The 25,252-nt window shown below is 71.6% G+C and carries 24 protein-coding genes; 19 read left to right on the top strand and 5 right to left on the bottom strand.

Annotation, left to right across the window (positions count from 1 at the left end; genetic code table 11):
• Positions 1-274: 274 nt before the first annotated feature.
• Positions 275-1,021, top strand: a complete 747-nt coding sequence (locus NIE79_RS19225; protein WP_238679870.1) for a Fic family protein — start codon at positions 275-277, stop codon at positions 1,019-1,021.
• A gap of 144 nt (positions 1,022-1,165) precedes the next feature.
• On the opposite strand, the gene NIE79_RS19220 is transcribed toward NIE79_RS19225, so the two are convergent.
• Positions 1,166-1,972 (bottom strand): HAD family hydrolase, encoded by an 807-nt coding sequence (locus tag NIE79_RS19220; RefSeq protein WP_238679869.1) that lies wholly within the window; start codon positions 1,970-1,972, stop codon positions 1,166-1,168.
• Positions 1,973-2,319: 347 nt separating this feature from the next.
• On the opposite strand from NIE79_RS19220, the gene NIE79_RS19215 reads away from it, so the two are divergent.
• From NIE79_RS19215 to NIE79_RS19160, 12 genes are all read left to right on the top strand, one after another.
• The gene (locus NIE79_RS19215) at positions 2,320-2,601 is read left to right on the top strand and encodes a hypothetical protein (RefSeq protein WP_238679868.1); all 282 of its coding nucleotides are present in this window, start codon (positions 2,320-2,322) and stop codon (positions 2,599-2,601) included.
• A gap of 24 nt (positions 2,602-2,625) precedes the next feature.
• The gene (locus NIE79_RS19210; protein ID WP_238679867.1) at positions 2,626-3,093 is read left to right on the top strand and encodes an NUDIX domain-containing protein; all 468 of its coding nucleotides are present in this window, start codon (positions 2,626-2,628) and stop codon (positions 3,091-3,093) included.
• 165 nt (positions 3,094-3,258) lie between these two features.
• The gene (locus NIE79_RS19205; RefSeq protein WP_238679866.1) at positions 3,259-4,449 is read left to right on the top strand and encodes a serine hydrolase domain-containing protein; all 1,191 of its coding nucleotides are present in this window, start codon (positions 3,259-3,261) and stop codon (positions 4,447-4,449) included.
• Positions 4,450-4,539: 90 nt separating this feature from the next.
• Positions 4,540-5,094: an RNA polymerase sigma factor gene (locus NIE79_RS19200; protein WP_238679865.1), complete on the top strand. Its 555-nt coding sequence runs from the start codon at positions 4,540-4,542 to the stop codon at positions 5,092-5,094.
• Positions 5,094-6,104, top strand: a complete 1,011-nt coding sequence (locus tag NIE79_RS19195; protein WP_238679864.1) for a CU044_5270 family protein — start codon at positions 5,094-5,096, stop codon at positions 6,102-6,104. Before NIE79_RS19200 ends, NIE79_RS19195 begins: the two co-directional genes overlap by 1 nt.
• Before the next feature lie 220 nt (positions 6,105-6,324).
• Positions 6,325-7,428, top strand: a complete 1,104-nt coding sequence (gene ssd / locus NIE79_RS19190; protein ID WP_238679863.1) for a septum site-determining protein Ssd — start codon at positions 6,325-6,327, stop codon at positions 7,426-7,428.
• Positions 7,425-8,636, top strand: coding sequence for a TadA family conjugal transfer-associated ATPase (locus tag NIE79_RS19185; RefSeq protein WP_238679862.1), 1,212 nt, complete (start codon positions 7,425-7,427; stop codon positions 8,634-8,636). The genes ssd and NIE79_RS19185 overlap by 4 nt, the downstream gene beginning before the upstream one ends.
• A gap of 677 nt (positions 8,637-9,313) precedes the next feature.
• On the top strand, positions 9,314-9,931 hold the full coding sequence (locus NIE79_RS19180; RefSeq protein ID WP_372471664.1) for a hypothetical protein: 618 nt from the start codon (positions 9,314-9,316) through the stop codon (positions 9,929-9,931).
• Complete coding sequence (locus NIE79_RS19175) at positions 9,928-10,659, top strand: type II secretion system F family protein (RefSeq protein ID WP_238679861.1); 732 nt, start codon at positions 9,928-9,930, stop codon at positions 10,657-10,659. The genes NIE79_RS19180 and NIE79_RS19175 overlap by 4 nt, the downstream gene beginning before the upstream one ends.
• Before the next feature lie 22 nt (positions 10,660-10,681).
• On the top strand, positions 10,682-10,849 hold the full coding sequence (locus tag NIE79_RS19170) for a DUF4244 domain-containing protein (RefSeq protein WP_081883916.1): 168 nt from the start codon (positions 10,682-10,684) through the stop codon (positions 10,847-10,849).
• A gap of 152 nt (positions 10,850-11,001) precedes the next feature.
• Positions 11,002-11,319, top strand: coding sequence for a TadE family type IV pilus minor pilin (locus NIE79_RS19165; RefSeq protein WP_238679928.1), 318 nt, complete (start codon positions 11,002-11,004; stop codon positions 11,317-11,319).
• Entirely contained in the window at positions 11,313-11,738 is a 426-nt protein-coding gene (locus NIE79_RS19160) for an Rv3654c family TadE-like protein (protein ID WP_372471663.1), read from the top strand. The genes NIE79_RS19165 and NIE79_RS19160 overlap by 7 nt, the downstream gene beginning before the upstream one ends.
• A gap of 353 nt (positions 11,739-12,091) precedes the next feature.
• On the opposite strand, the gene NIE79_RS19155 is transcribed toward NIE79_RS19160, so the two are convergent.
• From NIE79_RS19155 to sftH, 3 genes are all read right to left on the bottom strand, one after another.
• Positions 12,092-12,670, bottom strand: a complete 579-nt coding sequence (locus NIE79_RS19155; protein WP_124819714.1) for an LURP-one-related family protein — start codon at positions 12,668-12,670, stop codon at positions 12,092-12,094.
• A 165-nt stretch (positions 12,671-12,835) separates the two neighbouring features.
• Positions 12,836-13,045, bottom strand: coding sequence for a hypothetical protein (locus NIE79_RS19150; RefSeq protein ID WP_124819716.1), 210 nt, complete (start codon positions 13,043-13,045; stop codon positions 12,836-12,838).
• A 99-nt stretch (positions 13,046-13,144) separates the two neighbouring features.
• The gene (sftH, locus tag NIE79_RS19145) at positions 13,145-15,565 is read right to left on the bottom strand and encodes a DEAD/DEAH box helicase (protein ID WP_372471662.1); all 2,421 of its coding nucleotides are present in this window, start codon (positions 15,563-15,565) and stop codon (positions 13,145-13,147) included.
• A gap of 140 nt (positions 15,566-15,705) precedes the next feature.
• Between sftH and NIE79_RS19140 the strand changes: the two genes are divergently transcribed.
• The 6 genes from NIE79_RS19140 (at position 15,706) to topA (ending at position 23,804) form a co-directional block, all read left to right on the top strand.
• Entirely contained in the window at positions 15,706-16,062 is a 357-nt protein-coding gene (locus tag NIE79_RS19140; protein ID WP_091395433.1) for an STAS domain-containing protein, read from the top strand.
• On the top strand, positions 16,059-16,496 hold the full coding sequence (locus tag NIE79_RS19135) for an ATP-binding protein (RefSeq protein WP_030334228.1): 438 nt from the start codon (positions 16,059-16,061) through the stop codon (positions 16,494-16,496). The genes NIE79_RS19140 and NIE79_RS19135 overlap by 4 nt, the downstream gene beginning before the upstream one ends.
• 317 nt (positions 16,497-16,813) lie before the next feature.
• Entirely contained in the window at positions 16,814-19,174 is a 2,361-nt protein-coding gene (locus tag NIE79_RS19130; protein ID WP_238679859.1) for a sodium-translocating pyrophosphatase, read from the top strand.
• A gap of 51 nt (positions 19,175-19,225) precedes the next feature.
• Positions 19,226-19,765, top strand: a complete 540-nt coding sequence (locus NIE79_RS19125) for a hypothetical protein (RefSeq protein WP_238679858.1) — start codon at positions 19,226-19,228, stop codon at positions 19,763-19,765.
• A complete protein-coding gene (locus tag NIE79_RS19120; protein ID WP_238679857.1) occupies positions 19,756-20,517 on the top strand; it encodes a hypothetical protein in 762 nt (253 codons plus the stop codon). Before NIE79_RS19125 ends, NIE79_RS19120 begins: the two co-directional genes overlap by 10 nt.
• Positions 20,518-20,969: 452 nt before the next feature.
• The gene (gene topA / locus NIE79_RS19115; RefSeq protein ID WP_238679856.1) at positions 20,970-23,804 is read left to right on the top strand and encodes a type I DNA topoisomerase; all 2,835 of its coding nucleotides are present in this window, start codon (positions 20,970-20,972) and stop codon (positions 23,802-23,804) included.
• Between the two features lie 120 nt (positions 23,805-23,924).
• On the opposite strand, the gene NIE79_RS19110 is transcribed toward topA, so the two are convergent.
• Positions 23,925-25,241 carry a D-arabinono-1,4-lactone oxidase gene (locus NIE79_RS19110; protein ID WP_238679855.1) on the bottom strand — a complete coding sequence of 439 codons (1,317 nt, stop codon included), beginning with the start codon at positions 25,239-25,241 and terminating at the stop codon, positions 23,925-23,927.
• Positions 25,242-25,252 lie beyond the last annotated feature (11 nt).

Here is a 25,252-nt window from a genome sequence, read left to right as displayed (position 1 = left end):
GTAGTCGCGGGGCCTGCGACCGGCCACGGCTGCCCACTGCGTCGCGCCGAGTGGCCCCCGCCGCGCGCCCGGCGGCCCGTCCCCGTCGGGGTCGCCGCGCGAAGTGCCTTGATCGACACGGGTTCATGAAAATCGCGGTGTCCAGGCCAGGCGGACACCCCGACGTCACTGAACCCGTGTTGACCTTGCCCGTGCCGGGTCGGGTCGGGTGGTCCGGGTCGCGTTGCGGGCGGGTGCGGCCCGCCGCGTCGGGTCGGGTCGTTAGCGTGGCGGGGTGACCACCGACCCGCTCGCCCCACTGCTCGCGCTCGCCGACATCGCCGCCGCCGTCGAGCAGGCCCGCGAGCGGTTCGACCAGGCACTCGGGCACCGGGCGCTGCGCCGGCACGGTGGACAGGTCGCCGCCGAGGTCAGCCTCCGCTCCGCGGTGGCCAGCGCGGCCCTTGAGGGGGCCGGACACGAGCGTGAGGCGGTCCGGGCCGGCACCGTCACCGACCCGGTGCTCCAGGGGGCGCTGCGGGTCGCCGGAGCGCTACCCGGCCTGAGTGAGCTGTGGCCGAAGGCGCCCCGCCAGGCGCTCGCGAAACTGCACGTGCTCGCCGCCCGGGACATGGTGTCGGAAGCCGAGCTGGGCCGCCCGGTCCCCGACCCCGTCGTCGCCACCCGACTGGACGGGCTGGCCGGCCTCGTCGCCGGCGGCACGAAGGTCTCGCCGCTGGTGCTCGCCGCTGTCGTACACGGGGAGTTGCTGAACCTGCGCCCGTTCGCCGGGCCGTCCGGCGTGGTGGCCCGCGGTGCCGCCCGGCTGGTGCTGCTCGCCAGCGGCCTCGACCCGCGTGGCCTGCTCGCCGTCGATGTCGGGCACCGCGAGCGGGAGCCCGAGTACGTCGGCGCAGCCGGTGCCTTCGCCACCGGCACCCCGGACGGGCTGCGGTCCTGGCTACGCCACTACATGGCCGCCGTCGAGGTCGGCGCCGACCAGCTCACCGCCATCGGAGACGAGATCCTCGCCGCCGCCTGAGCGAGCCCCTGCCCGCCCCGGGCTTCGCGGCGTCGATCATGCAGTTGTGGTGCCCCGCAAAAGCCGCTAACCGATTTAAGGCGCCCACCACAACTCCATGATCGACCCGACCTGACTCAGGCCGGGGCGGCGCGGGGTGGGTGGTTAGGCGGTGGTGGTGGCGGCTCGGGTGCGGCGGTGCCGGCCGTACCAGGCGATGCCGATGGCCACGCCCACCCCGACCCCCAGGGCCGCCGCGGCCACCGGAACCGCGGGCCGTTCCCGCAGGCGCCGGCCCAGCGGGATCGGGTGCCGGAACTCCAACACCGGCCACGCGTTCTCCGAAGCCAGCTTGCGCAGCTGCCGGTCCGGGTTGACCACACTCGGGTGGCCCACGCACTCCAGAAGCGGACGATCGCTGTACGAGTCGGAGTAGGCGTACGAATCAGCCAGGTCGTAGTCCCGGGCAGCGGCCAACTCGCTGACCGCCTCGACCTTGCTCGGGCCAGCCGCGTAGAACTCGACCTCGCCGCTGTACCGGCCGTCCCGCACAGTCATCCGGGTGGCGATCACGTCGGTCACCCCGAGCAACTCGCCGATCGGCCGGACCATCTCCTCGCCGGACGCCGACACCAGCACCACGTCCCGCCCGGCCGCCTGGTGCTCCTCGATCAGGGCGGCGGCTTCGGCGTACACGTAGGGGTTGATCAGCTCGTGCAGCGTCTCCGCGACGATCTGGCGGACCTGCTCCACCTGCCAGCCCTTGCAGAGCGCAGCCAGGTAGTCCCGTGTTCGGGCCATGGTCTGCTCGTCGGTGCCGCCCAGCCGGAACATCAGCTGCGCGTACGCCGACTTGACCACGTCACGCCGGGTGATCAGCCCATCCCGGTAGAACGGCCGACCGAACGCCAGGGCGCTCGACTTGGCGATGACGGTCTTGTCCAGATCGAAGAAAGCGGCACTTCGGCCCACGGCGCGAAAGTCTAGCCGGATGGTCTATCGTCGGCGGGTGCCCGGGGTCATGCCACCCCTCAGACCTGCGGGCTGGCAGCACCATCTCCGCTCCGCGTGATCACGCTCACACTCTGCGAGGAGATTTTCGCAGTGAGTGGAGGCGGCACCACTCGACGTGACGGGCCCGCTCAGGCAGACTTGTCCGTACGACGAGCTTTCACATCCTCGAAACAGGCAGACCCTCAGCGGTTGCACCCCCCGTGACCGCTGAGTGGTTCGGCTCGACCCCCCCGGAGCCGAACCTACGACGACCCCCGTCTCCCCCCGACGGGGGTCGTCCCTTTCCCCGGGAGCGCTTCCGGCCGGTGATGCAAGTCGCCATCGATCTCGGACCGCGCGTCGACACCGCCGGGCTACCGATGGAGCGCCGAGTGCGGCACGCCCTCGAAGTCGCCCGCGCCTACAGCTCATGGAACCGCGTCGACGACGCCGAAGCCGTCCTCCTCGACGCCGAACAGATGGCACCCGAGCAGGTCGCCACCACTTCCTCAGCCGCCAATCGCCCTGACCTGGATACGCCGACAGCGCGGCAAGCCTTCAGCCGAACTGGTCGGACTGGCCCGGTGGCTCAAGGTTCGCTCGGCTGAACCCAGTCCAACTAGGCTGCCCTGGTGACGGCCCACGAGATGCCACCCGTGGCGACCCCACGCGTCGCCGCCGGCGCCCTCTTCTTCGACGACCAAGGTCGCGTGCTCCTCGTACGCCCCAGCTACAAGACGCACTGGGACATCCCCGGCGGCTACGTCGAACCCGGCGAATCGCCACGCGCTGCGTGTAGGCGCGAGATTCAAGAAGAGCTTGATCTGACCCCGGCGCTCGGGCCGATGCTCGTCGTGGACTGGGCGCCGGCCGAACACGAGGGCGACAAGCTCCTCTTCATCTTCGACGGCGGAACACTCAGCCCAGAACAGGAGAGCGACATCCGCTTCGCAGATGGTGAACTGACCGAGTGGCGCTACGTGAGCGCAGAGTCCTTGGAGCAGTACGGCCCACCCCGGCTCGCCCGCAGGATCCGCACTGCGATCGCTGCGCGCAGTAACGGCATGTCCGCGTATGCGGAACACGGGATCGCGATCTAGACCGCTGCTACCAGTTGGTCTTGCCTCCAGCCTGCCCCGTGCCAGTAGCTGGTCGATCGAGGGGCACGTACTCCTCGGAGGGTTTTCCTTCCCACCTCGTCGCGGACGGTGCGACCGCCGCCTGCCGTGTAATTTGCCGAACGGGGCGAGCTGAGGAGGTAACAGGTGGCTGCTGGTGGCTTCTCGTCGAAACGCCTGGCTCGGCTGCAAGGGTTGCTGGAGCGCCACGTCGAGTCCGGCTTCGTCCCGGGCATGGTGGTCGTCCTCGCCCGGCACGGCGAGGTGCACGTCGAGGCGACGGGTCAGCTCGCGTTCGAGGGTCCCGGGTCGCAGACGCCGATGGCGGTCGACTCGATCTGTCGCCTGGGCTCGATGTCGAAGCCGATCGTCGCCGCGTGTGCGATGACCCTCGTCGAGGACTGCACTCTCCGCCTCGACGACCCGGTCGACGATCTCCTCCCGGAGTTGGCGGACATGACAGTGCTCGCCGATCCCCAAGGTCCACTGGACGACAGTGTCCCGGCGGAACGCCCGATAACGCTGCGGGATGTCCTGGACGGGACCCTCGGCACCGGCATGGTCCCCGCGGAGCCGGGAACGGTGCCGATCGCCGACGCGCTGAACGCGCTCGAATATCCGTCGCCGGATGAGTGGATCCGCCAGCTCGGTGACCTTCCGCTCGTCCACCAGCCGGGTGAGCGATGGATGTACGACACCGCCGCCAACGTGACAGGTGTGCTGATCTCCCGAGCCACCGGCATGTCCTTCGGGGATGTCGTGCGTGAGCGGGTGTGCAAGCCGCTGGGAATGACCGACACCGGCTTCAGCGTGGGTAGCGAGAGCGTCGGCCGGTTCGCGACGGCGTACGAGCAGGACAACGCCGCGACCGGCGGGCCGGCCGTCGAGGACGCCCCCGACGGGCGGTTCAGTCGACCGCGGCTGTTCCAGTCCGGTGGCGGTGGGCTGGTGTCGACCGCCCAGGACTACCTCGCTTTCGCGTCGGCTCTACTTGCGGGCGGCGCCCACGGCGGCGAGCGTGTGCTGTCGCGGCCGACGGTGACGCTGATGACGAGCGACCACCTGACCCCGACGCAGAGAGCCATCTCCGGCTTCTGGCCCGGCTACTTCGACGCCATCAGCTGGGGTTTCGGAATGTCGGTCCGGACCCGGCGTACGCACCTCGGGCCCTCGGTCGGCAGTTACGGATGGCCCGGCTTCTACGGCACCGCCTGGTACAACGACCCCGCCGAGGACCTGACGACGATCGTGTTCCTGCAGCGGGCGCACGCTGGCGACCAGCGGCTGCCGATGTGGCACGACTTCTGGACCACCGTCTACCAGGCAATCGACGACTGAGCGCAGCGTTCGCTTCCCGCCCGCGCGGTAATCCTGGGGCCCTCAGCGACACAAGCCACTGTGAGAGTCGCCGAGGCAATGGGGGTTCGGGTGGGTCCACCGAAGAAGCGGGACGAGGGCTGGTTCACCAGGCTCTACGCCGCCGAGTACGAGCACATGGTCCGGTACGGCCTGCGCCGGCTCGCTGACCGGGATGCCTCGGCGGAGCTTGCCCAGGAGGTCTTCGTCGTCGCCTGGCGTCGCCGCGCCGAGGTGCCGGACCGCAGCCTGCCCTGGCTGTACGGGGTGGCTCGGCGCCTGCTGGCGAACCAGTGGCGGTCGCGACGTGCCGCCCCGGACCTCCTCTCGATCACCGATGTCGACCTTGAGCGACTGGCCGGATCGTCGGGTGCCGACACGACAGTCGGGGTCGCTGACATCTGGGCCGCTCTGGCCACCCTCAACGACCTCGACCAGGAAATCCTCCGGCTGGTCGGCTGGGAGGAGCTGACGGTGTCCGAGGCGGCCAAGGTTCTCGGCTGCACAGGGGCGACCGCCGCAGTGCGCCTGCATCGCGCCCGCCGTCGTCTTGCCGAAGCAATGTCGGACCGGCCCGCACCGACCCGGCGTCGACCGGTGTTGGTGACCATTCGAGAGGATCTGTGATGTTCGGAGCAGAGCGCACCCGTACTCTTCTGGGCCCGGCCGACCCGGTCCGGAACGCCGCTGTCGGGCCGCCGCTGGTCTCGGCGCGCGAGCTGATCGAACGCGCCAGCGCTACCGACACGGTCGCCGAGCATCGTCACGTACGCCCGACCCGCCGGCTGGTCCTGACGGCCGGGACGCTGGCGGTCGCGGTCGGTGCCGTGGCGGTGCTCCAGCCGTTCGGCGAGGACGCACCGGACACGCCGGTCGGGCCGCCGGCGGCAGCGGGGTTGGTGCTCGTGCCGGTCGCGTACCAGTTCGACGCGGATCCGCCGGCCGCCGGTCCGCAGCTGCGCATGCTGGCCGACAAGATCAAAGACGCGGGGTACGACCACCAGAGCGGGCGCTACATGTATCACCACACCAAGGTGTGGGGCAGTCCGGTGATGACGTCTGCCGACGGTCGCCACCACGTGGCCTTTGCCAGCGAGACGAAGATCTGGCAGGCCCTCGACGGGACCGGTAACCAGATCAGGATCCAACTGGAGCCGCAGTACCCGGACCAGGAGTCCCGGGACTACTGGCAGCGCGAGAGCGCTGCGCGGCCAGCAGCCACCGGCACCCCCGCACCGAGCGTCAGGCCGCTGTCGCCCGAGGATCTCAGGCCGCTGTCGGCCGACCCGTCGGAGCTCCGGGAGCGGCTGAAGGTCGAGTACGGCGCGGGGGCGGCGAGCAAGTGGGTCGGCACGCTCTACGCGCAGTACGTCGTGCCGCGTGCGACCCGAGCGGCGGTCCTGCGGGTTCTCGCCGACGTGCCCGGCTTCCGCTGGCGGGGGCAGGTCACGGACCGTGCCGGCCGCAATGGAGTCGCCGTCACCTTCGACGACCGCGAACACGACCAGCAATGTCTTCTGATCTTCGATCCGAAGACGGGCGAATTGCTCGCCGATGAGCTGTTGACGCTGTCGCCAGTGCGGATCAGCTCGTACAAGGTGATCCTCGATGCCGCTTGGACAAATCAGCCCGGCTGACCACCGACTCGCGGGGCCGCTCCTTTCGGGAGCGGCCCCGCTGCTTTTGGCTCAGCGGCGCTAGCTGCGGATTTGCCCGTGCCCCTAGCAGATCAACTGTCTCGGCGGGGATTTTCCACAGGCCACCAGGTTGTCCACAGGCGACGACATCTGGGCGGCCCGTGGGGCGGATTCCGAGCAGGGTCGGCGGCATACCAGAGCCCGACCGCTGGAGGCCGCGATGCCACCCCGTACCACGGTTCCGCCGATCCGCCGGCTCCCGCTGGTCGTCACCGGCGACGACGAACTGCTCGATGATGTGCTTCGGCTCGCCGCCGTTGGCGGGACCGAGGTGGAGCTTGCCCGCGACCCAGCGGCTGCCCGTACCCGTTGGCTTCCCGCGCCCCTGGTGCTGCTCGGCGCCGATCAGGCGCAGGCGTGTCTGCGCGCCCGGTTGCCGCAGCGGCCCCGGCTGGTGCTGCTCGGCCGGGCCGGTCAGCTCGACCCGGGCTGGCAGATCGCCGAGCTGATCGGGGCCGAGCACGTCGCCACGCTGCCGGCCGCGGAGCCGTGGTTGGTGGATCGGTTCGCCGAGCATGACCCGGACCGTCCGGCCGGCGTCGGCGCCCGCGTCGTCGCGGTCCTTGGTGGGCGGGGCGGCGCGGGCGCGAGTGTGCTCGCCGGTGGTCTTGCGGTGACCGCCGCCCGGGCCCGGCTGCGCACCCTCCTGGTCGACGCCGACCCGCTCGGTGGTGGTCTCGACCTCGTGCTGGGCTGGGAGCAGCTGGAGGGCCTGCGCTGGCCGTCGCTCACCAGCGCCGACGGGCGGGTGGACGCCCCGGCGCTGGTGCAGGCCCTGCCAAGCCGGGGTGACCTCGTGGTGCTCTCCTGGGACCGCGGCGAGATGCTGACGTTGCCAGCGACGGCGATGGCGGCGACCGTCGACGCGGCCCGGCGTGGGCGGGACTTCGTGGTGATCGACCTGCCCCGACAGTTGGACGACGCGGCAGTGGTGGCGCTGCAAGCCGCCGACCAGGCGTTCGTCGTCGTGCCGGCCGAGTTGCGCGCCACCGCGGCGGCCACACGGGTGGTGGCCGCAGCGGCCCCGCACTGCGCAGCGCTCTCGGTCGTGGTGCGCGGGCCCGCCCCGGGGCGGCTGCGGGCGACCGAGGTGGCACGCGCGCTGGGCCTCCCGCTGGCCGGCACACTGCGTCCCGAGCCGGGGCTCTGCCGTGGGCTGGAGCGGGGCGAGGCGCCGGCCGCCGGGGGCAAGGGCCCACTGGCCGTGCTCTGCCAACGGATCGTCACCGACCTGACCGGCGTGCCGGCCACGGGTGCGGCATGACCGCCGGGCCGGAGGACGGCACGCTCGCCGCCCGGGTACGCCAGCGGATCGCCGCCGCCACCACCCCGGTCACCGCGGCGGCGATCGTCTCCGCGGTACGGGCCGAGCCCACCGCCGCGGTGCTCGGTGACACGGCCATGCTGCGGATCGCCGACCGGGTGCGCGACGACCTCGTCGGCGCCGGGCCACTGGCGCCGCTGCTCGCCGATCCGGAGGTCACCGACGTTCTCGTCAACGGCGCGCGGGTCTGGGTCGACCGCGGATCGGGGCTGCACCAGGTCGCCGTGCCGCTGGGTTCGGTGGAGGACGTCCGCCGGCTGGCGCAGCGCCTGATCGCCAGCGCGGGGCGGCGGCTCGACGACGGCTCCCCGTACGCGGACGCGCGGCTTCCCGACGGCACCCGACTGCACGCCGTGCTGCCGCCGGTGGCGACCGACGGTCCCTACCTGTCCCTGCGGACCTTCCGACACCGGCCGTTCACCCTCGACGAGTTGGTGCGCCACGGCACCGTGCCGCGCCCGCTGGCACCACTGCTCGCCGCAGTCGTCGCGGCCCGGCTGGCGTACCTGGTGACCGGGGGCACCGGGTCGGGCAAGACGACACTGCTCAACACCCTGCTGGGGATGGTGCCGGCCACCGAACGGATCGTGCTGGTGGAGGACGCCGCCGAGCTGCGCCCGGGGCATCCACACGTGGTGGGGCTCCAGGCGCGTACGGCCAATGTGGAGGGAACGGGCGTGGTCAGCCTGGCGGACCTGGTCCGACAGGCGTTGCGGATGCGCCCGGACCGGCTGGTGGTCGGGGAGTGCCGGGGCGGTGAGGTGGTCGACCTGCTGGCCGCGCTCAACACCGGCCATGACGGGGGCGCCGGCACGCTGCACGCCAACACACCGTCGGACGTGCCGGCCCGGTTGGAGGCCCTGGGCATGTTGGGTGGGCTGCCTCGCGCCGCGCTGCACGCCCAGGTGGCCGCCGCGTTGCAGGTGCTGTTCCAGGTGCGACGGAGCGACCGGGGTCGCGTCCTGGAGTCGGTCTGCCTGCTGCTGCCCGAGGGGCCCGAACGGATGGTGACAGTGGTGCCCGCCTGGGTGCGCGGCAGTGGGCTCGGGCTCGCCGCGCGCGCCCTCGGGGCGCTGCTGCGGGAACGTGGGGTGGCGGTGCCGCCCATCCTCAGCGAGCCCTGGCCCGGATCGGCGGGTCCGGCATGACCGCCGAGACGATGGTGGCGGCGGCGCTGCTCCTGGTCGCCGCTGCCCTGGTGGCGTGGCCCGTGCGGAGCATTCGGGCCCGTCGACGCCGCGTGCTTGCTCCGGGACGAAGGGGCGGCAGTGCCGATCCGGATGACGCCCTGGTCCAGTGGATCAGGGAACTCGGTCGCACGCCGGACGGGCCGGTCGGCGGCACCGGCGCTGTCCCGACCTCGGGTCATCCGGTCGGCATCGCATTCGAGTCGGAGACCACAGCGGGTCCCCGCGGTAGGCGGACGGCACTCGGTTGGCCCGACCGGGACGTGACAGGTAGCCCGAGGTGGCCGGGAGTGGCGGGTGGATTCACGCGTCCGGAGGGCCCGACGCGCCCGCCGGCCCGTCGGGATCCCCGACGCCCGACCGGCACCGCCCGCCCGGAGGTGGCCCCCACCCTGCTCGACGCCGAACAACGACCGGGCACATCGGCGGCCACGATCACGATCGGTGTCAGCAGCGTGGACACGGCCGGTCGCAACGACGTCTCCGGCCCGGCAACCGCCGATGGGCACGGCGACCTGGACGCTGGCTGTCGGGGCGACGCGTCCGCCCTGGCGCCTGCCGACGGGTGCACGATCGCCGATTGCCGTTACCACGGGGGCGTCGGCTCGACCGGCAGAACGCCGGGTAGGCCTCCGTCTGTGCGCACCAAGCGATCGCCGGCCCTCGTGCTGCCAGTGGTCGGTCTGCTCGGTGGCGGTGTGGGTGCCGTGCTCGGCGGTCCGGTGGCCGCGGTCGCGATGGCCGGTTACGGCACGCTGGCCGTGCGCGCCGCGCTGCGGTGGCGAGTGAACCGGAGCGCCGAGCGGGACCGACGACGTGGGCTTGACCAGCTCTGCGGCCTCGCGGCGGATCTGCGGGCTGGCCTGCCCGTCCCGCACGCGCTCGACGTCACGGCCGTCGAGAGTGACGGGGCGAACCGCCTACGCCAGCTGACCTCGGCGGCCGTGCGGTTGGCCGACCGGACCGGCGCGCCGCTGGCGGAGCTCGTGGAGCGGATCGAAGCGGACGCTCGGGCGACCGACCGGGGTCTGGCCGCAGCGGCGGCCCAGGCGGCCGGTGCCCGGGCCACGGCCTGGCTCCTGGCGGCGCTGCCGATTGGCGGGATCGGGCTCGGGTACGGCATCGGCGTCGACCCCATGGCTGTGCTCCTGCGCAGCACTGTCGGCGGTGCCTGCGCTGTCGCTGCGGTCGCCCTTCAGACCGTCGGCCTCCTCTGGGCAGAACGGCTGAGCGCGACACCGGGGCGGGCCGGATGACGGCCCGGGGCTCAGCCGGCCAGCCCAGCGCCGCCGGCCAGCCCAGCGCCGCCGGCCAGCCCAGCGCCGCCGGCCATCGCAGCCCAGCCGGCCAACGCAGCTCAGCCGGCCGGCCCAGCTCACCCAGGCGCCGGCGGCCCGACGCGATCCGGCTCGCGGCGGTTCTGGGTGGGCTTGCCGTGGCGATCGTCGTCGGGGGCTGGCTCGGGCTGCTCGGGGCTCTTCCGGCCGCGTTCCTGCTCGATGTCCTCCTGCGGCGGATCGAGTCGCCCGCTGTGCGTAAGCGGCGGCAGCAGGAGGCCGCCGACCTGCCGCTCGCCGCCGACCTGCTGGCCGCTGCGATGCGCGCGGGCGCCCCGGTGGATCGTTCGGTGTTGGCCGTCGCCGAGGCGCTGGACGGGCCGCTCGCCGGCCGGTTGGCCAGGGTCGGCCGCACGCTGCTGCTAGGTGGTGGCCCAGCGGAGGCCTGGTCCGCGTTACACGGAGTGCCCGGCGCCGAGCGGCTGGCCGCGGCGGCGTTGCGCTCGGCCAACAGTGGGGCCGCCCTGGCCGGCGCACTGACCCGGCTCGCCGACGACCTGCGCGCCGACCGGGCCACCGCTGCTGAGGCATCGGCCCGCCGGGCGGGTGTGCTCATCGTCCTGCCGCTGGGGCTCTGCTTCCTGCCGGCGTTCATTCTCGCCGGACTCGTGCCGGTGATCGTCGCCGTTCTCGGCGATGTGCTCTGACCCATCGAGAAGGGAAACAGTCATGCGCAAACTCATCGCTCGCCTGCGTGGCGATGCCGGAATGAACACGGCCGAGTACGCCGTGGGCACCCTCGCCGCGGTCGCCTTCGCCGGCATCCTGCTGAAGGTGCTGACCTCCGGCAACGTCCAGTCGGCGCTGACCGCCGTCATCGACCGGGCACTGAAGTGATCGAGCGCCGGCAGGTCGGCCGCGATTCAGGGTCGAGCGTTCCCGAGCCGGCGGCCCGCGTCGGGCGGAGACTTCGCGTCCTCGCGCGGGCCGTTGGCCGGGCCAGGCTCGCGCGGGCGGTTGGCGGGGACCGGGGGTCCTTCACCGCCGAACTGGCGGCCGGCCTGCCGGCGCTGCTCCTGCTCCTGCTGGCCGGCCTGACCGCTGTCAACGCCGTCAGCGCACAGGCGGCCTGTCTGCACGCGGCCCGGGAGGCGGCGCTCGCCGCCGCCCGGGGCGCCGACGGCAGCGCGGAGGGTGGTCGCGCGGCGCCGCCGGGGGCAGAGGTGTCGGTGTCCGTCGACGGCGACCGGGTGCAGGCGACGGTACGGGCACCCGTCCGGACATTGGGCGGCCGGCTACCGCGAATCACAGTGGTCGCCACCGCCGTCGCCGCCGTCGAGCCGGGCGCTCACGAGGGGAGTTGGTAGTGCGACAAGCTGGAGATCCATCACCCCGCTCCGGTCGCGAACCCGCTGTTGGAGGGTCGTGTGACGGTCAGCCGGGCCCGGAGCGAGGTGGAGCGACAGTCCTGCTGCTGGCGATGGGGCTCGTCTTCGTGGTGTTCGGAACGTTCGGCGCCGCCATCGTCGCCGCCTGGATGGCGAGCCAACGGGCGGCGGTAGCAGCAGACCTCGGCGCGCTCGCCGGGGCAACCCGGGCACTCGACGGCGACGTGGTGGCCTGCGCGTCCGCCGCGGACCTCGTCGGTCGCAACGATGGCCGGCTGGTCGGTTGTCACCTCGACGGGCTGGACCTGCTGGTGACGGTCGAGGTGGCGTTCACACCACTACCCGGCCTGAGCCGGGTGGCCGCGGCGAGCGCCCGTGCCGGCCCGGTGCGTGGCTGAACGAGCCAGGCCCTCGTGGGATTGGTGGGCGCTGTGGAGCTGAATCGTTTATGACATCGAGCGTGATGCGTCTACGACATCAGCTCCACAGGGGGAGCGGACGCCGTCTGGGGGCCGACTCACCAGCGGCCTGCCGCCCCCACAGACGGTCCAACGGCCTGCCGCTCGAAAACAGGGCCGGCGGCCTGCCGCCCGAACGTGCGGTCCGACGGCCTGCCGTCCGGAAGTCGGGGCGCCTGCGGCCTGCCGGCCGGGACTGGTCGAGATCCAGGTCCCGGCCGGCAGCCGAGGATTGGGTGGCGCGACGGCGACCGCCGAGGGTCGCCGCGCAGCCCTGGTCCGGGCCGGGTGTGTCAGCGGGCCTGGAGCGCGTCGAGGGCGACGGCCATCGCGATGACGAGGCGGCGGTCGATCTGGGGGTTCTGCACCTCGACTACGTACTTGTCGCGCAGGCCCCACTTCTTGACCACGGTGAAGACCGGCTGGCCGCCCGCGGTGAAGTCGAAGTGGTACGGCAGCCAGGACAGCGAGTCGACGAATCGACGCAGCAGTGCCACCGGCATGCTCCGCTCCTGGCCCGTCACCTGCGGCAGGCCGCCCTGCTCGACGTGCCAGGTGGACCGCAGCAGCGACTGGGCGAAGTCCTTGCGGAACAGGCCGATCGGGTTGCCGGCCGCGTCGGTGACGTCGTACGTGGCGCCGAGGTCGATGCGCTGGCGGGCCTTGAAGCCGAGCAGAGGTTGCTGCTTGGAGTCATCCGTGTAGATGGTCACCTGCTCCTTGAAGGCGAGCCGCTTCTGCTGCGCGAACGCCAGCAGCTCACCCTCGGTGCCGTCCGGGGAGACCGCCCGGACCTCGTACTGGTTGACCATCATGCGCAAACGCTGGCGGATGTGGAACTGGTGCTGACCCTGCAAGTTGTCGGGCTGCATGTGAACTCCTCCGGGGATTGGTGCGCCGGAGTCTCGCACAGCCCGACAACCGTCGCGCCCCCCGCTGTCCATGATCAGTTGCTGCTGGGTAGTCGTCGAGGCCGCCGGACGACTACCCAGCACGGAGTGACCACTGGTGCCCTTGCAGGATCACTCCGGGAGACCTCAGTGACTGTCGACGGAGGTCGCGGCCCGCAGCGCCCAGGTGTTCAAAACCTGGTGGATGCCACGGAGCCGTTCGTTGATCTGTTCCAGCCGTTCCGCCTGGGCCAGGGCGGCCAGTGCCGACCCCAGCGCGATCTGCTGGTCGAGGGTGAGATTGTCCTGGTCGATGGTGTAGAGCAGGTCGACGGTCTCGGCGATGGTGTCGGCCACAGCTTCTCCTCGGGCACGGGTGTCGATCGGCAATATAGACATCGATGGAAGCGCTCCCACACCATTGTGCCCCGTGGCATGCCGATTCATGCAAGCCGCTCAGTGCGGCAGGTTCGTCAGCACCACGTCGAGCACCCGGATCGCGTCCGGCTTGGAGAGGGGGTTGTTGCCGTTGCCGCATTTCGGTGACTGCACGCAGGACGGGCAGCCGGCCTCGCAACCGCACTCCGCGATCGCGTCCCGGGTGGCCCGCAGCCACGCCGCGGCCGTCCCGTACGCCCGCTCGGCGAACCCGGCGCCACCCGGATGCCCGTCGTAGACGAAGACGGTCGGCGCCTCGGTGTCTGGGTGCATCGCCGTGGAGAGCCCGCCGATGTCCCACCTGTCGCAGGTGGCCATCAGCGGCAGCAGGCCGATCGCGGCGTGTTCGGCGGCGTGCAGCGCACCCGGCACATCGGCCGGCTGGACCCCGGCGAGGGCCAACGACTGCGGTGACAGGGTGAACCAGACCGCCACCGTGCGCAGCTCCCGGCTGGGCAGGTCGAGCGGCCGGGTGTCGATCACCTCGCCGGTGGCGATCCGCCGCCGTTGGTACGACACCACCTGGCTGGTCACGTCCACCTCGCCGAGGAACATGCCGACCGGCCCGGCGTCCACGTAGGAGCGCACCGACACCACGGACAGGTCGGTGACGTCACGGGCGTTGGTGGACCAGTCCGGCTCCTCGGCGCGTACCAGCGCGCAACCGTCGGCCAGGTCCAGCTGGTCGACCACGTACGAGACGCCCTGGTGCAGATAGACCGCACCTGAGTGCAGAAGGAAGTGCGAGGAACCGCCGTCGACGGTGCCGAGCAGCCGGCCGGTCGAGGACTCCACCACTGCGACCGGGGCGCCGCCCTCGCCGCGCAGGTCCACCTCGGGCCGCTCCCGGTGCCGCCAGTACCAACCGGTGGGCCGCTGCCGCAGCGCCCCCGCCGCGACCAGCTCGTCGACCGCCTCCTTCGCTCCCTCGCCGAAGAGTGCCAGGTCAGCCGGGGTGAGCGGCGCCTCCACAGCGGCGCAGGCGAGCTGCGGTGCCAGCACGTACGGGTTGGCCGGGTCGAGGACAGTCGCCTCCACCGGCGCGCCGAAGATCGCCTCCGGGTGGTGCACGAGGTAGGTGTCCAGGGGGTCGTCCCGGGCCACCAGCACAGCGAGGGCTTCCTGCCCGGAACGCCCGGCGCGGCCCGCCTGCTGCCACAGCGACGCCCGGGTGCCCGGGTAGCCGCAGATCAGCACCGCGTCGAGCCCGACCAGGTCCACGCCCAGCTCCAGCGCGTTGGTGGAGGCCAGGCCGAGCAGGTCACCGTGCAGCAGGGCCCGTTCCAGCTCGCGCCGCTCCTCCCGCAGGTAGCCGCCCCGGTAGGCGGCCACCCGGTCGCCGAGCCCCGGAACGGCGTCGTCGAGCGCTCGACGCGCGTTGGCAGCGACCACCTCGGCGCCCTTACGGGAGCGGACGAACGCGAGGGTGCGTACTCCCTCGGCGACAGTGTCGGCGAGCAGGTCCGCGGTCTCGCGCAGCGCCGACCGGCGAACCTGGTGAAGTTCGTCGTGGTCGCCGGTCGCCTGCGGCGGCACCGGGGAGGAGGCCGAGGAGTCGGGTGGCAGCAGCGGCGGTTCCCAGAGCGCGAAGGTCACTCCGCCCCGGGGGGAGGCGTCCTCGGTGACAGCTGTCACCGGCAGGCCGGTCAGCCGTCCGGCCGCGGTGGCCGGGTCGCCGGAGGTGGCCGAGGCGAGCACGAACACCGGGGTGGCCCCGAACCGGGCGCACTGCCGACGCAGCCGACGCAGCACGTGCGCGACGTGCGAGCCGAACACGCCTCGGTAGGTGTGGCACTCGTCGATCACCACGTACGCGAGTCGGCGCAGGAAGCCGGACCACTGGGCGTGGCCGGGCAGGATGCCGTGGTGCAGCATGTCCGGGTTGGTCAGCACGAACCGGGAGTGCCGGCGGATCCACTCCCGCTCGGTGCGCGGAGTGTCCCCGTCGTAGCAGGCGGGGCGTACCCCCTCCAGCTCCAGCGCGGCGACGGCGCGCAACTGGTCCGCGGCGAGCGCCTTGGTCGGCGCCAGGTAGAGCACTGTGGCCCGGGGGTCGGCGAGCAGTGTGGCCAGGGCGGGCAGCTGGTACGCCAGTGACTTGCCGGACGCGGTGCCGGTGGCGACGATCACGTGCTGGCCCTCGTACGCCAGGTTGGCCGCCTCGGCCTGGTGCTGCCAGGGCGCGACCACGCCACGCCGGCTGAACGCCGCGCGCAACTCCGCCGACGCCCACGACGGCCACGGCGCGGGCACCCCGGCGCGGGCCGGCACCCGCTCGACGTGGGTGACCGGATCGGCGGCGCCCCGGGCGCGTAGTCGGCGCAGCAGGTCGGCCGGCGCTGGCCCGGGGCCGGGACCAGCGGATACGGTGGCCGCGGACGACGACTCCAGGTCGCGGCGCGGCGTGTGGCGCGCGGAGCTGAAGTCGTCGGAGGTCACGCCCTGCACTCTCGCACTGGTGTTCGGAGATGAAAAGTCGGACACCGGGGTAAGGGAAAGCCTCCGCTGGCGTCCGCAGGCCGCCCCGGCGGTAGTGGTTAGATGCCCACGAGAGTTTACGGCTCTGGCGAGGAGGACCGATGGAGCTGTCACTGGCGACCCGCACCGTGGGCGAGCACACGGTGCTCGAGGTCGGTGGTGAGGTGGACGTCTACACCGCGCCCCGGCTCCGTGAACGACTCCTCGAACTGATCGACGGTGGCGCCCGCCACGTGGTGGTCGACCTCGGCCGGGTGGATTTCCTCGACTCCACCGGGCTGGGCGTGCTGGTCGGCGCGCTCAAGCGGCTCCGCTCGGCGAGCGGTTCGTTCGCGCTGGTCTGCGACAAGGAGCCGTTGCTCAAGATCTTCCGGATCACCGCGCTGGACCAGGTGTTTCCGCTGCACCCGACGGTCGACGCGGCGATCAGCGCCGACTCGGCGGGCGCCGGCGCGTGATGGCGACAGTCAAGCTCTCGTTCTCGCCCGCCCCGGTGCACGTGCGCACCGCCCGCCTGGTCGGCGTCGCCGTCGCCCGACGGGCCGGCGTGCGGGAGGACCTGCTGGACGAGGTGCGCCTGGCCATCGGTGAGGCGTGCACGCGCGCGGTGGCCCTGCACCGGCAGTACGGCCTTGCCGACCCGGTGCTGGTGGAGATGTCCGACGGTGGCTCGTACGCCGTGCGGGTGGTGGACCGGGCGCCGATCGAGGCGGGTATCGGTCTGACCGCGCTGCCGCCGGACGAGCTGGCCAACGAGTCGCTGACCGATGAGGCGCTGACCACCGGCGTCGGCTTCGCGCTGCTCGCCGGTTTCGTCGAGGACCTCCAGGTACGCCCGGTCGACGAGGGCATCGGCACCGAGGTACGGATGGTGTGGCCGGTCGGCCGCTGACCCAGTTCCGCTGCGTAGGCCGCGTCCCCTGCTGGGGATGCGGCCTTCTTCGTATGGATCGGGCCCTATATCAGATTTCGTTTCATAACACAGCGACGAAGATCATCGCGACACGGTGCCACCTGGGTGTGACCTCCAACACTGCGGAGGGCTACAGTACCCGGGTTGTCAGCAAGTGACCTATCCCGCAGCCAGCGGGTATGGGTGTTCATCGCTGGTCCGCTGGTGGGTTGGCGCGCGCTTGCGAGTCCGCATCCAGGCGTCGGTCAGTGCGTCTCCACTCACCGGCGCGATTGTTCGGTAACAGGAGGACACAGATGTCCGAGACCTTGGCCGCCGACGGCGGCGGGCTTTCCCTTACCGGAAGCAATGTCACCTACGTCGTCATCGCCGCGGTTGTCGCGCTGGTGGCACTCGGTTTCGCTGCCGCCCTGACAAAAACGGTGCTGGCCGCTGGTAAGGGCACCGAGAAAATGCAGGAGATCTCGGGGGCGGTCCAGGAGGGCGCCTCGGCCTACCTGCTCCGTCAATTCCGCACCCTGGCGATCTTCGTCGTCGTCGCCGTCGTGCTGCTCTTCCTGCTTCCGGTGCATGACACCGATGGCAGTGAGCTGGCTGTGAAGATCGGCCGCTCGCTCTTCTTCGTGGTGGGCGCCCTGTTCAGCGCGTTCATCGGCGGTGCCGGCATGTGGCTGGCCACCCGCGCCAACCTGCGCGTGGCCGCAGCCGCACGGGAGCGAGTAGGCGGCCGCGAGGCGGCCATGAAGATCGCCTTCCAGACCGGCGGCGTCGTCGGCTTCTTCACCGTCGGCCTCGGCCTCTTCGGTGCGGCGCTGGTCGTCCTCGTCTACCGGGGTGACGCGCCCACAGTGCTGGAGGGCTTCGGCTTCGGCGCCGCGCTGCTCGCGATGTTCATGCGGGTCGGCGGCGGCATCTTCACCAAGGCCGCCGACGTCGGCGCCGACCTGGTCGGCAAGGTCGAGCAGGGCATCCCCGAGGATGACCCGCGCAACGCCGCCACCATCGCCGACAACGTGGGCGACAACGTCGGTGACTGCGCCGGCATGGCCGCCGACCTGTTCGAGTCGTACGCCGTGACGCTTGTCGCCGCGCTGATCCTCGGCCGCGCCGCGTTCGGCGAGCAGGGGCTGGTCTTCCCGCTGATCATCTCCACCATCGGCGTGCTGATCGCGATCGTCGGCGTCTTCATCACCCGGCTGCGCGCGTCCGACCGTAACGCCCTGACCGCTATCAACAGGGCCTTCTACCTGTCGGCGGTGCTCTCCGCGGTGCTGGTGGCGATCGCCGCCTACGCGTACCTGCCGGCGACCTTCGGCGAGTTCGACAGTGGCCTCACCGACGCCACCGGCAACCCGCGGCTGGTGGCCATCGGCGCTGTCGTGATCGGCATCGTGCTGGCCGCCGCGATCCAGGCGCTGACCGGCTACTTCACCGAGACCAAACGGCGACCGGTGCAGGACATCGGCAAGAGCTCGCAGACCGGTGCGGCGACAGTGATCCTGGCCGGCATCAGCATCGGTCTGGAGTCGGCTGTCTACTCGGCGCTGCTGATCGGCGCCGGTGTCTTCGGCGCCTTCCTCCTCGGCGGCAGCTCCATCACGCTGTCACTGTTCGCTGTGGCACTGGCCGGCACCGGCCTGCTCACCACCGTCGGCGTGATCGTCGCGATGGACACCTTCGGGCCGATCTCCGACAACGCCCAGGGCATTGCCGAGATGTCCGGCGACATCGACGAGCACGGCGCTCGCACGCTGACCGAGCTGGACGCGGTCGGCAACACCACCAAGGCGATCACCAAGGGCATCGCGATCGCCACTGCGGTGCTCGCCGCGACCGCGCTGTTCGGCTCGTACACCGACACGCTCAGCAGCGCGTACGCGACCGCTGGCGTGGGCGACGTCGGCAACGAGATCCTCAACGCGTTGAACGTGGCGAACCCGCGCAACCTGGTCGGCCTGATCATCGGCGCGGCGGTCGTCTTCCTCTTCTCCGGGCTGGCCATCAACGCGGTGTCCCGCTCGGCCGGTGCCGTGGTGATGGAGGTCCGCCGGCAGTTCCGTGAGCTGCCCGGCATCATGGACGGCACCCAGCGCCCGGAGTACGGCAAGGTCGTCGACATCTGCACCCGGGACGCGCAGCGCGAGCTGATGACCCCCGGCCTGCTCGCCATCCTGGCGCCGATCGCTGTCGGCTTCGGCCTCGGGCCCGGCGCGCTGGCGGCGTACCTGGCCGGTGCGATCGGTGCCGGCACCCTGATGGCGGTGTTCCTGTCCAACTCCGGTGGGGCCTGGGACAACGCCAAGAAGCTGGTCGAGGATGGCGCGTACGGCGGCAAGGGCTCCGAGTCGCACGCCGCCACTGTCATCGGCGACACCGTCGGCGACCCGTTCAAGGACACCGCCGGCCCGGCGATCAACCCGCTGATCAAGGTGATGAACCTGGTCTCGCTGCTGATCGCGCCCGCCGTGGTGGCCTGGAGCGTCGGCGACGAGCGCAACGTCGGCCTGCGGGTCGGCATCGCGCTGGTCGCGACGCTGATCATCGTGGCGTCGGTGGTGTTCAGCAAGCGCAAGGGCATCGCGATGTCCGACTCGGACGCCGATGGCAACACCGGCGCGGGCAGCACCGATCACCGCCCGGAGACGGTCAACGCCTGATCCAGGAACGGCCCGATGCCACACCTGGCCAAAGGCCGTACGCTGCAACGCATGCGTACGTGCCGGGCGTCTGCCGCCGGAAAGTTCACGGTGGTCCTGGCCACGATCGTCGTCCTGGCCGGCTGCGGCGGAGGCCCCAGCCCACGGGCCTGGGCGGCCTCGGTCTGCGGCGCCCTCACCCCGTGGCGCTCCGAGATCACCAAGCTGACCAGCAGCACTGACGAGCAGATGACCGCGCAGACCACGCCGGCGCAGGCCAAGGAGAACCTGGTGCGGCTCTTCGATGGGGCGGAGCAGGCCAGTGAGGCCGCGCGCCGCAAGGTGGAAAAGGCGGGCATCCCGGAGGCCGACAACGGCGAGGCCATCTCCGTGGGTTTCCGCAGCTCCCTCGGGAAGATGCGGGACGCGTACGGTCGCGCCCGGGACACCATCGACGGCCTGGGCACCGGCGAGCCGACCGCCTTCTACGACGGCGTGCGGGCCGCCGTGGCGACCCTCAACAAGGAGTACGACGCCAGCGCGCTGGACACCAGCAAGCTCAACTCCGAGGAGTTGAAACAGGCATTCGACGAGGTGCCGGAGTGTCGCTGAGCGGGCTCGGTGACACCGGGAAGGCAGAGCCGGCCCCGGCGCTGTTTCCCGCGCCCGAGTCCGACACGCCCACTCCCGGGCGACGCCGCGGCGGCGCGTCACAGAACCGCTCGTCACAGAACCGCCCGTCGCAGGACGGCTCGGTTCAGAACGGCCCGACCCAGACTGACGACGCGGGCCGACAACTTGTCTTCTTCGGCGCGGACGCGGCCGAACCGACAGTCGCCGACCTGGCCGGGCTGCTCGCCGGGCCGGGTGAGGTGGTCCGGATGGGCGGCACCGCCCGGCTCTCGGTGCAGGTGGACGCCGCCTGGCGGGTGCACGTGCTCGTCGCCGAACTGGCGTCGCGCGGACTGGCGGCGAGCTGGGAGCCGACCGAGGGCGCGCGACACGCCGTTCGTACGTCGTACACGCGGGTCTTGAAGCCGCTCGCTGCCGCCTGGCTGCACGGTACGACGAAACGCCCGCCGGCCGCCTTCCACCTGACCGGCCGGCGGTTGCGGTTGTGGCTCGCCGCCGCCGGGACGCCGGAGCCTCCGGACTGCTTCCTGTTGCGGCTGGGCGCCGACGACCAGGAGTGTTGGGAGTCGATCGGCGTGGCGCTCGCCTCGGCGGGGCTGGCCGGGACGTTGCTCGGCCCGGGTGAGGGCGGCCCGGCGTTCCGGATCACCGGCCGCCGCCGGTTGGCGCGGCTCGCCGAGTTGGTCGGCGGACCGCCAACCGCAGCCCCAACCGACGCCTGGCCAACCTGACCCACCCCACCCCACCCCACCCTCACCGGGTCGATCATGGAGTTGTGGTGGGGGACGTATTGCCTGTCCGGGCTTAAAACGCCCACCACAAGTCCATGATCGACGAGGTTGGGCGACGGCCCGGGGATGGGGCGGCCGGCTGTCCGGTGCCGGACAGCCGGCGGGTCGATCCAGGCGGAAAACGGGCGGGTCGCGCCTCGCTAGTGGGCCCGCCATCGTCACAGTGACCCGCTTCGAGCCCTACACACGGTGTACGGTGGCGCCGTCCGGCAGTGCCGAGCGCGGCGGGGCGGCGTCGACCGCCGCCTTGAAGCGGTTTGCGGCCCGCGAAACCCGAAACGCGGGCGGCGCGTTACGTTGGACATCCGGACCGCCGGTGCGACGGCGGGGTCGAAAGCGGTCGCTGTCCGGGCGCCGGCAGACCACGAGCAGGAGTGAGGTCGGGGAGAGACGTGCCGAGCAACGCTGGAACCACCCGTCTGGTCATCGTCGAGTCACCGGCGAAGGCCAAGACGATCTCGGGCTACCTTGGCCCGGGGTACGTCGTGGAGGCCAGCTTCGGTCACGTCCGCGACCTGCCGCGCAACGCCGCCGACGTGCCGGCCAAGTACAAGAAGGAGCCCTGGGCCCGGCTCGGGGTGGACGTCGACAACGGCTTCCAGGCGCTCTACGTGGTCTCCGCCGACCGTAAGCAGCAGATCAGCAAGCTGGTGAAGCTGGCCAAGGAGGTCGACGAGATCTTCCTGGCGACGGATGAGGACCGCGAGGGCGAGGCGATCGCCTGGCACCTGGTCGAGACGCTCAAGCCCAAGGTCCCGGTCAAGCGGATGGTCTTCCACGAGATCACCAAGCCGGCGATCCAGGCGGCGGTGGCCAACCCCCGGGAGATCGACCGCGATCTGGTCGACGCCCAGGAGGCGCGCCGGATCCTCGACCGCCTGTACGGCTACGAGGTCTCCCCGGTGCTGTGGAAGAAGGTCATGCCGCGGCTCTCGGCAGGCCGGGTGCAGTCCGTGGCGACCCGCATCGTGGTCGAGCGGGAGCGGCAGCGGATGGCCTTCCGCACCGCCGAATACTGGGACATCCTGGCCACCCTCGCGGTGGCCAACGCCGGTGAGGGCCCGCGTGCGTTCAACGCCACCCTGATCGCTCTGAACGGCGATCGGATCGCCACCGGTAAGGACTTCGAGCCGACCACCGGTCGTGTCCGGGCCGGCGCTGGTGTCGTGCACCTCGACGAGAGTGGCGCCCGGGGTCTCGCGGCCCGGCTGGAGGGGCGGCCGTTCACCGTCACCCGGGTGGAGGAGAAGCCCTACCGCCGTCGCCCGTACGCGCCGTTCATCACCTCGACCCTCCAGCAGGAGGCGGCCCGCAAGCTGCGCCTGTCCTCGCAGCAGACGATGCGCACCGCGCAGCGCCTGTACGAGAACGGCTACATCACCTATATGCGTACCGACTCGGTCAACCTGTCGGAGACCGCCATCTCGGCGGCCCGCCGACAGATCGTCGAGCTGTACGGCGAGCGCAGCGTTCCGCCGGAGCCGCGCCGCTACACCGGCAAGGTGAAGAACGCGCAGGAGGCGCACGAGGCGATCCGCCCGGCGGGGGACAACTTCCGTACCCCGGGCGAGGTGGCCAAGGAGCTGTCCGCCGAGGAGTTCAAGCTCTACGAGCTGATCTGGCGGCGCACCATCGCCTCGCAGATGACCGACGCGGTCGGCTCCAGCGTGTCGGTGCGCATCCGGGCGGTCTCCACCTCGCAGGAGGAAGCCGACTTCGGCGCTACCGGCAAGACCATCACCGACCCGGGCTTCCTGCGCGCCTACGTCGAGTCCAGCGACGACGAGAACGCCGAGGCCGAGGACGCCGAGCGCCGGCTGCCCACCCTGGTCAAGGACCAGCCGCTGACCGCCGACCAGCTGGCCGCGCAGGGCCACCACACCCAGCCGCCGTCGCGCTACACCGAAGCGTCGCTGGTCAAGGCCCTGGAAGAGCTGGGCATCGGCCGCCCGTCCACCTATGCGTCGATCATGCAGACGATCCAGGACCGGGGGTACGTCACCAAGCGCGGGCAGGCGATGATCCCGACGTTCCTGGCCTTCGCGGTGATCGGGCTGATGGAGCAGCACTACCCCCGCCTGATCGACTACGACTTCACGGCCACCATGGAGAACGAGCTGGACGAGATCGCCGGCGGTGACCACGCGGCGGTCGACTTCCTCACGGCGTTCTACTTCGGCAGCTCCAACGGTGCCGGCGACCAGGACATCGCCCGTTCCGGCGGGCTCAAGAAACTGGTCACCGAGAACCTCAGCGACATCGACGCCCGCAGCGTCAACTCCATCCCGCTCTTCACCGACGACGACGGCCGCGAGGTCGTCGTGCGGGTCGGCCGATACGGGCCGTACCTGCAACGGGAGCTGCCCGGCGGCGAGCAGCCGGCACCGCCCTCGGGCGAGGGCGAGGAGGGTGGCACCCAGGGTGACCGGGCGCCGATCCCCGAGGGCCTGGCCCCGGACGAGCTGACCCCGGAGAAGGTGCACGAGCTGTTCCTCGGCGGCAGCGGCGAGCGCAAGCTGGGCGACGACCCCGGCACCGGCGAGCCGATCGTGCTCAAGTCCGGCCGCTTCGGGCCGTACGTGTCCAGCGGCGAGCGCAAGTCGTCGCTGCTGCGTACGCAGACCCCGGACTCGCTGACCCTGGAGGAGGCGCTCAAGCTGCTCAGCCTCCCCCGGCTGATCGGTGTCGCGCCGGACGGCGTCGAGGTCTTCGCGAACAACGGTCGCTACGGCCCGTACGTCAAGCAGGGTGAGGAGTTCCGCTCGCTGGAGTCCGAGGACCAGATGTTCACCGTCACGCTGGACGAGGCGCTCGCTCTGCTGGCCGCCCCGAAGGCCCGTGGACGGCGAGCCGCGGCACCGCCGTTGCGCGAGATGGGCGTGGACCCGGCGACCGAGAAGCCGATGGTGATCAAGGACGGCCGGTTCGGCCCGTACGTGACCGACGGGGAGTTCAACGCCTCGCTGCGGCGCGGGCAGACGCCGGAGGCGCTGACCATCGAGGAAGCGTCCGAGATGTTGGCCGAGAAGCGGGCGAAGGGTCCGGCGCCGCGGAAGAAGGCGGCGGCGAAGAAGGCGCCCGCGAAGAAGGCCACGGCCACCAAGAAGACGGCCGCTGCCAGCAAGTCCACTGCCGCGAAGAAGACCACCACGGCCAAGGCGACGGCGGCGAAGAAGGCTCCGGCGAAGAAGGCCGCCCCGCGCAAGGCCGCGACCAGCACGGAGTAGCCCTCGCCCTGCTCGCGTGATCATCACGGTTTCCTTGAAACCGGGGCGTCCTGCTGCCGGCGACACCCCGGTTTTCAGGAAGTCGAGTCGATCAACCGCACGCCGGAGCGACGGGAGTCGTCAGACCCCGAGGACGTGGTTCAGGTGGGCGTTGGTGAAGACGCGATCGGGGTCGAGCCGGTCGCGGACGGCCTGGAAGTCCGCGAAGCGGGGGTACGCAGTGGCCAGCGAGGCGGCGTCGCGGTAGTGCAGCTTGCCCCAGTGTGGGCGACCGCCCAGCCCGGCGGCCACCTGCTCGAAGGCCCGGAAGTACGGCTCGTACGGCATGCCGACGTACTGGTGCACGGCGATGTAGGCGTTGTCCCGGCCGTAGCCGTGCGACAGCCAGATGTCGTCGGCGGCGGTGAACCGCACCTCCACCGGGAAGAGCACCTTGAACGGCAGGCCGTCCACGATCCGCTGGAGCGCGGCGAGCGCCTCGGGCAGCGCCTCGCGGGGCAGGCCGTACTCCATCTCCACGAAACGGACCCGGCGCGGGGTGCAGAAGACCCGGTCGGAGCGGCCGGTGTACTGGCGTTCGGTGAGGGCACGGGCGGAGACCGCGCTGATGCCCGGGGCCAGCGCGGGCACGGCCCGGCCGAGTCGGCAGGCGCCGGCGAAGACCCGGTTGGGCAGGAAGTCGTCGTCCATCCAGCCGCGCCAGCGGGACAGCGGCTGGTCGTTGGCCGGCACCCGGTCGTTGGCCTTGACCTGGACCCGGGACGTGTACGGGAACCAGTAGAACTCGACGTGGTCGTGCCGGCCGATCAGCTCGGGCAGTTCGCCGAGCACGTCCGCCAGCTCGGCCGGGCGTTCGTGGGCGCGCAGGACGAACGCGTCCACGCAGCGCAGGGTCACCTCGACCAGGACGCCGAGCGCGCCGAGCGACACCCGGGCGGCGGCGAGGACGTCGGGGTGCTCGTCGGCGGAGCAACGCAGCACCTCGCCGGTGCCGGTGACCAGTGTGATCGCCTCGACGAAGGTGGAGAGGCACCCGTAGCCGGCTCCGGTGCCGTGGGTGCCGGTGGAGATCGCCCCGGCGACGGTCTGCGCGTCGATGTCGCCGAGGTTGGGCAGCGCGAGGCCGTGCCGGGCGAGCAGGCCGTTGAGCGCGTGTAGGGTCATTCCCGCCGGTACGGTGACCAGTCGGTGTGCGACGTCCACGCTGACGATGGTGTCCAGGTCGGACAGGTCCATCCGACGGTCGTCGGCGAGCGCGACGGCGGTGAACGAGTGACCGCTGCCCGTCACCCGGATCCGACCGCCCTCGGCGGCGACAGATCGGACGGCTTCTGCGACATCGGTCGGCGAGCCGGGGCGCAGGATCGCGCTGGCGCTGCCACGCTGGTTCCCGGCCCAGTTGGACCATCCAGCCCCGAGCGGTGCGGTGCGGACCATGCGCGCTCCTC

The sequence above is a fragment of the Micromonospora trifolii genome (assembly GCF_022229005.1).
Lineage (GTDB): Bacteria > Actinomycetota > Actinomycetes > Mycobacteriales > Micromonosporaceae > Micromonospora > Micromonospora trifolii.
This window is presented reverse-complemented; position numbering and strand designations above follow the sequence as displayed.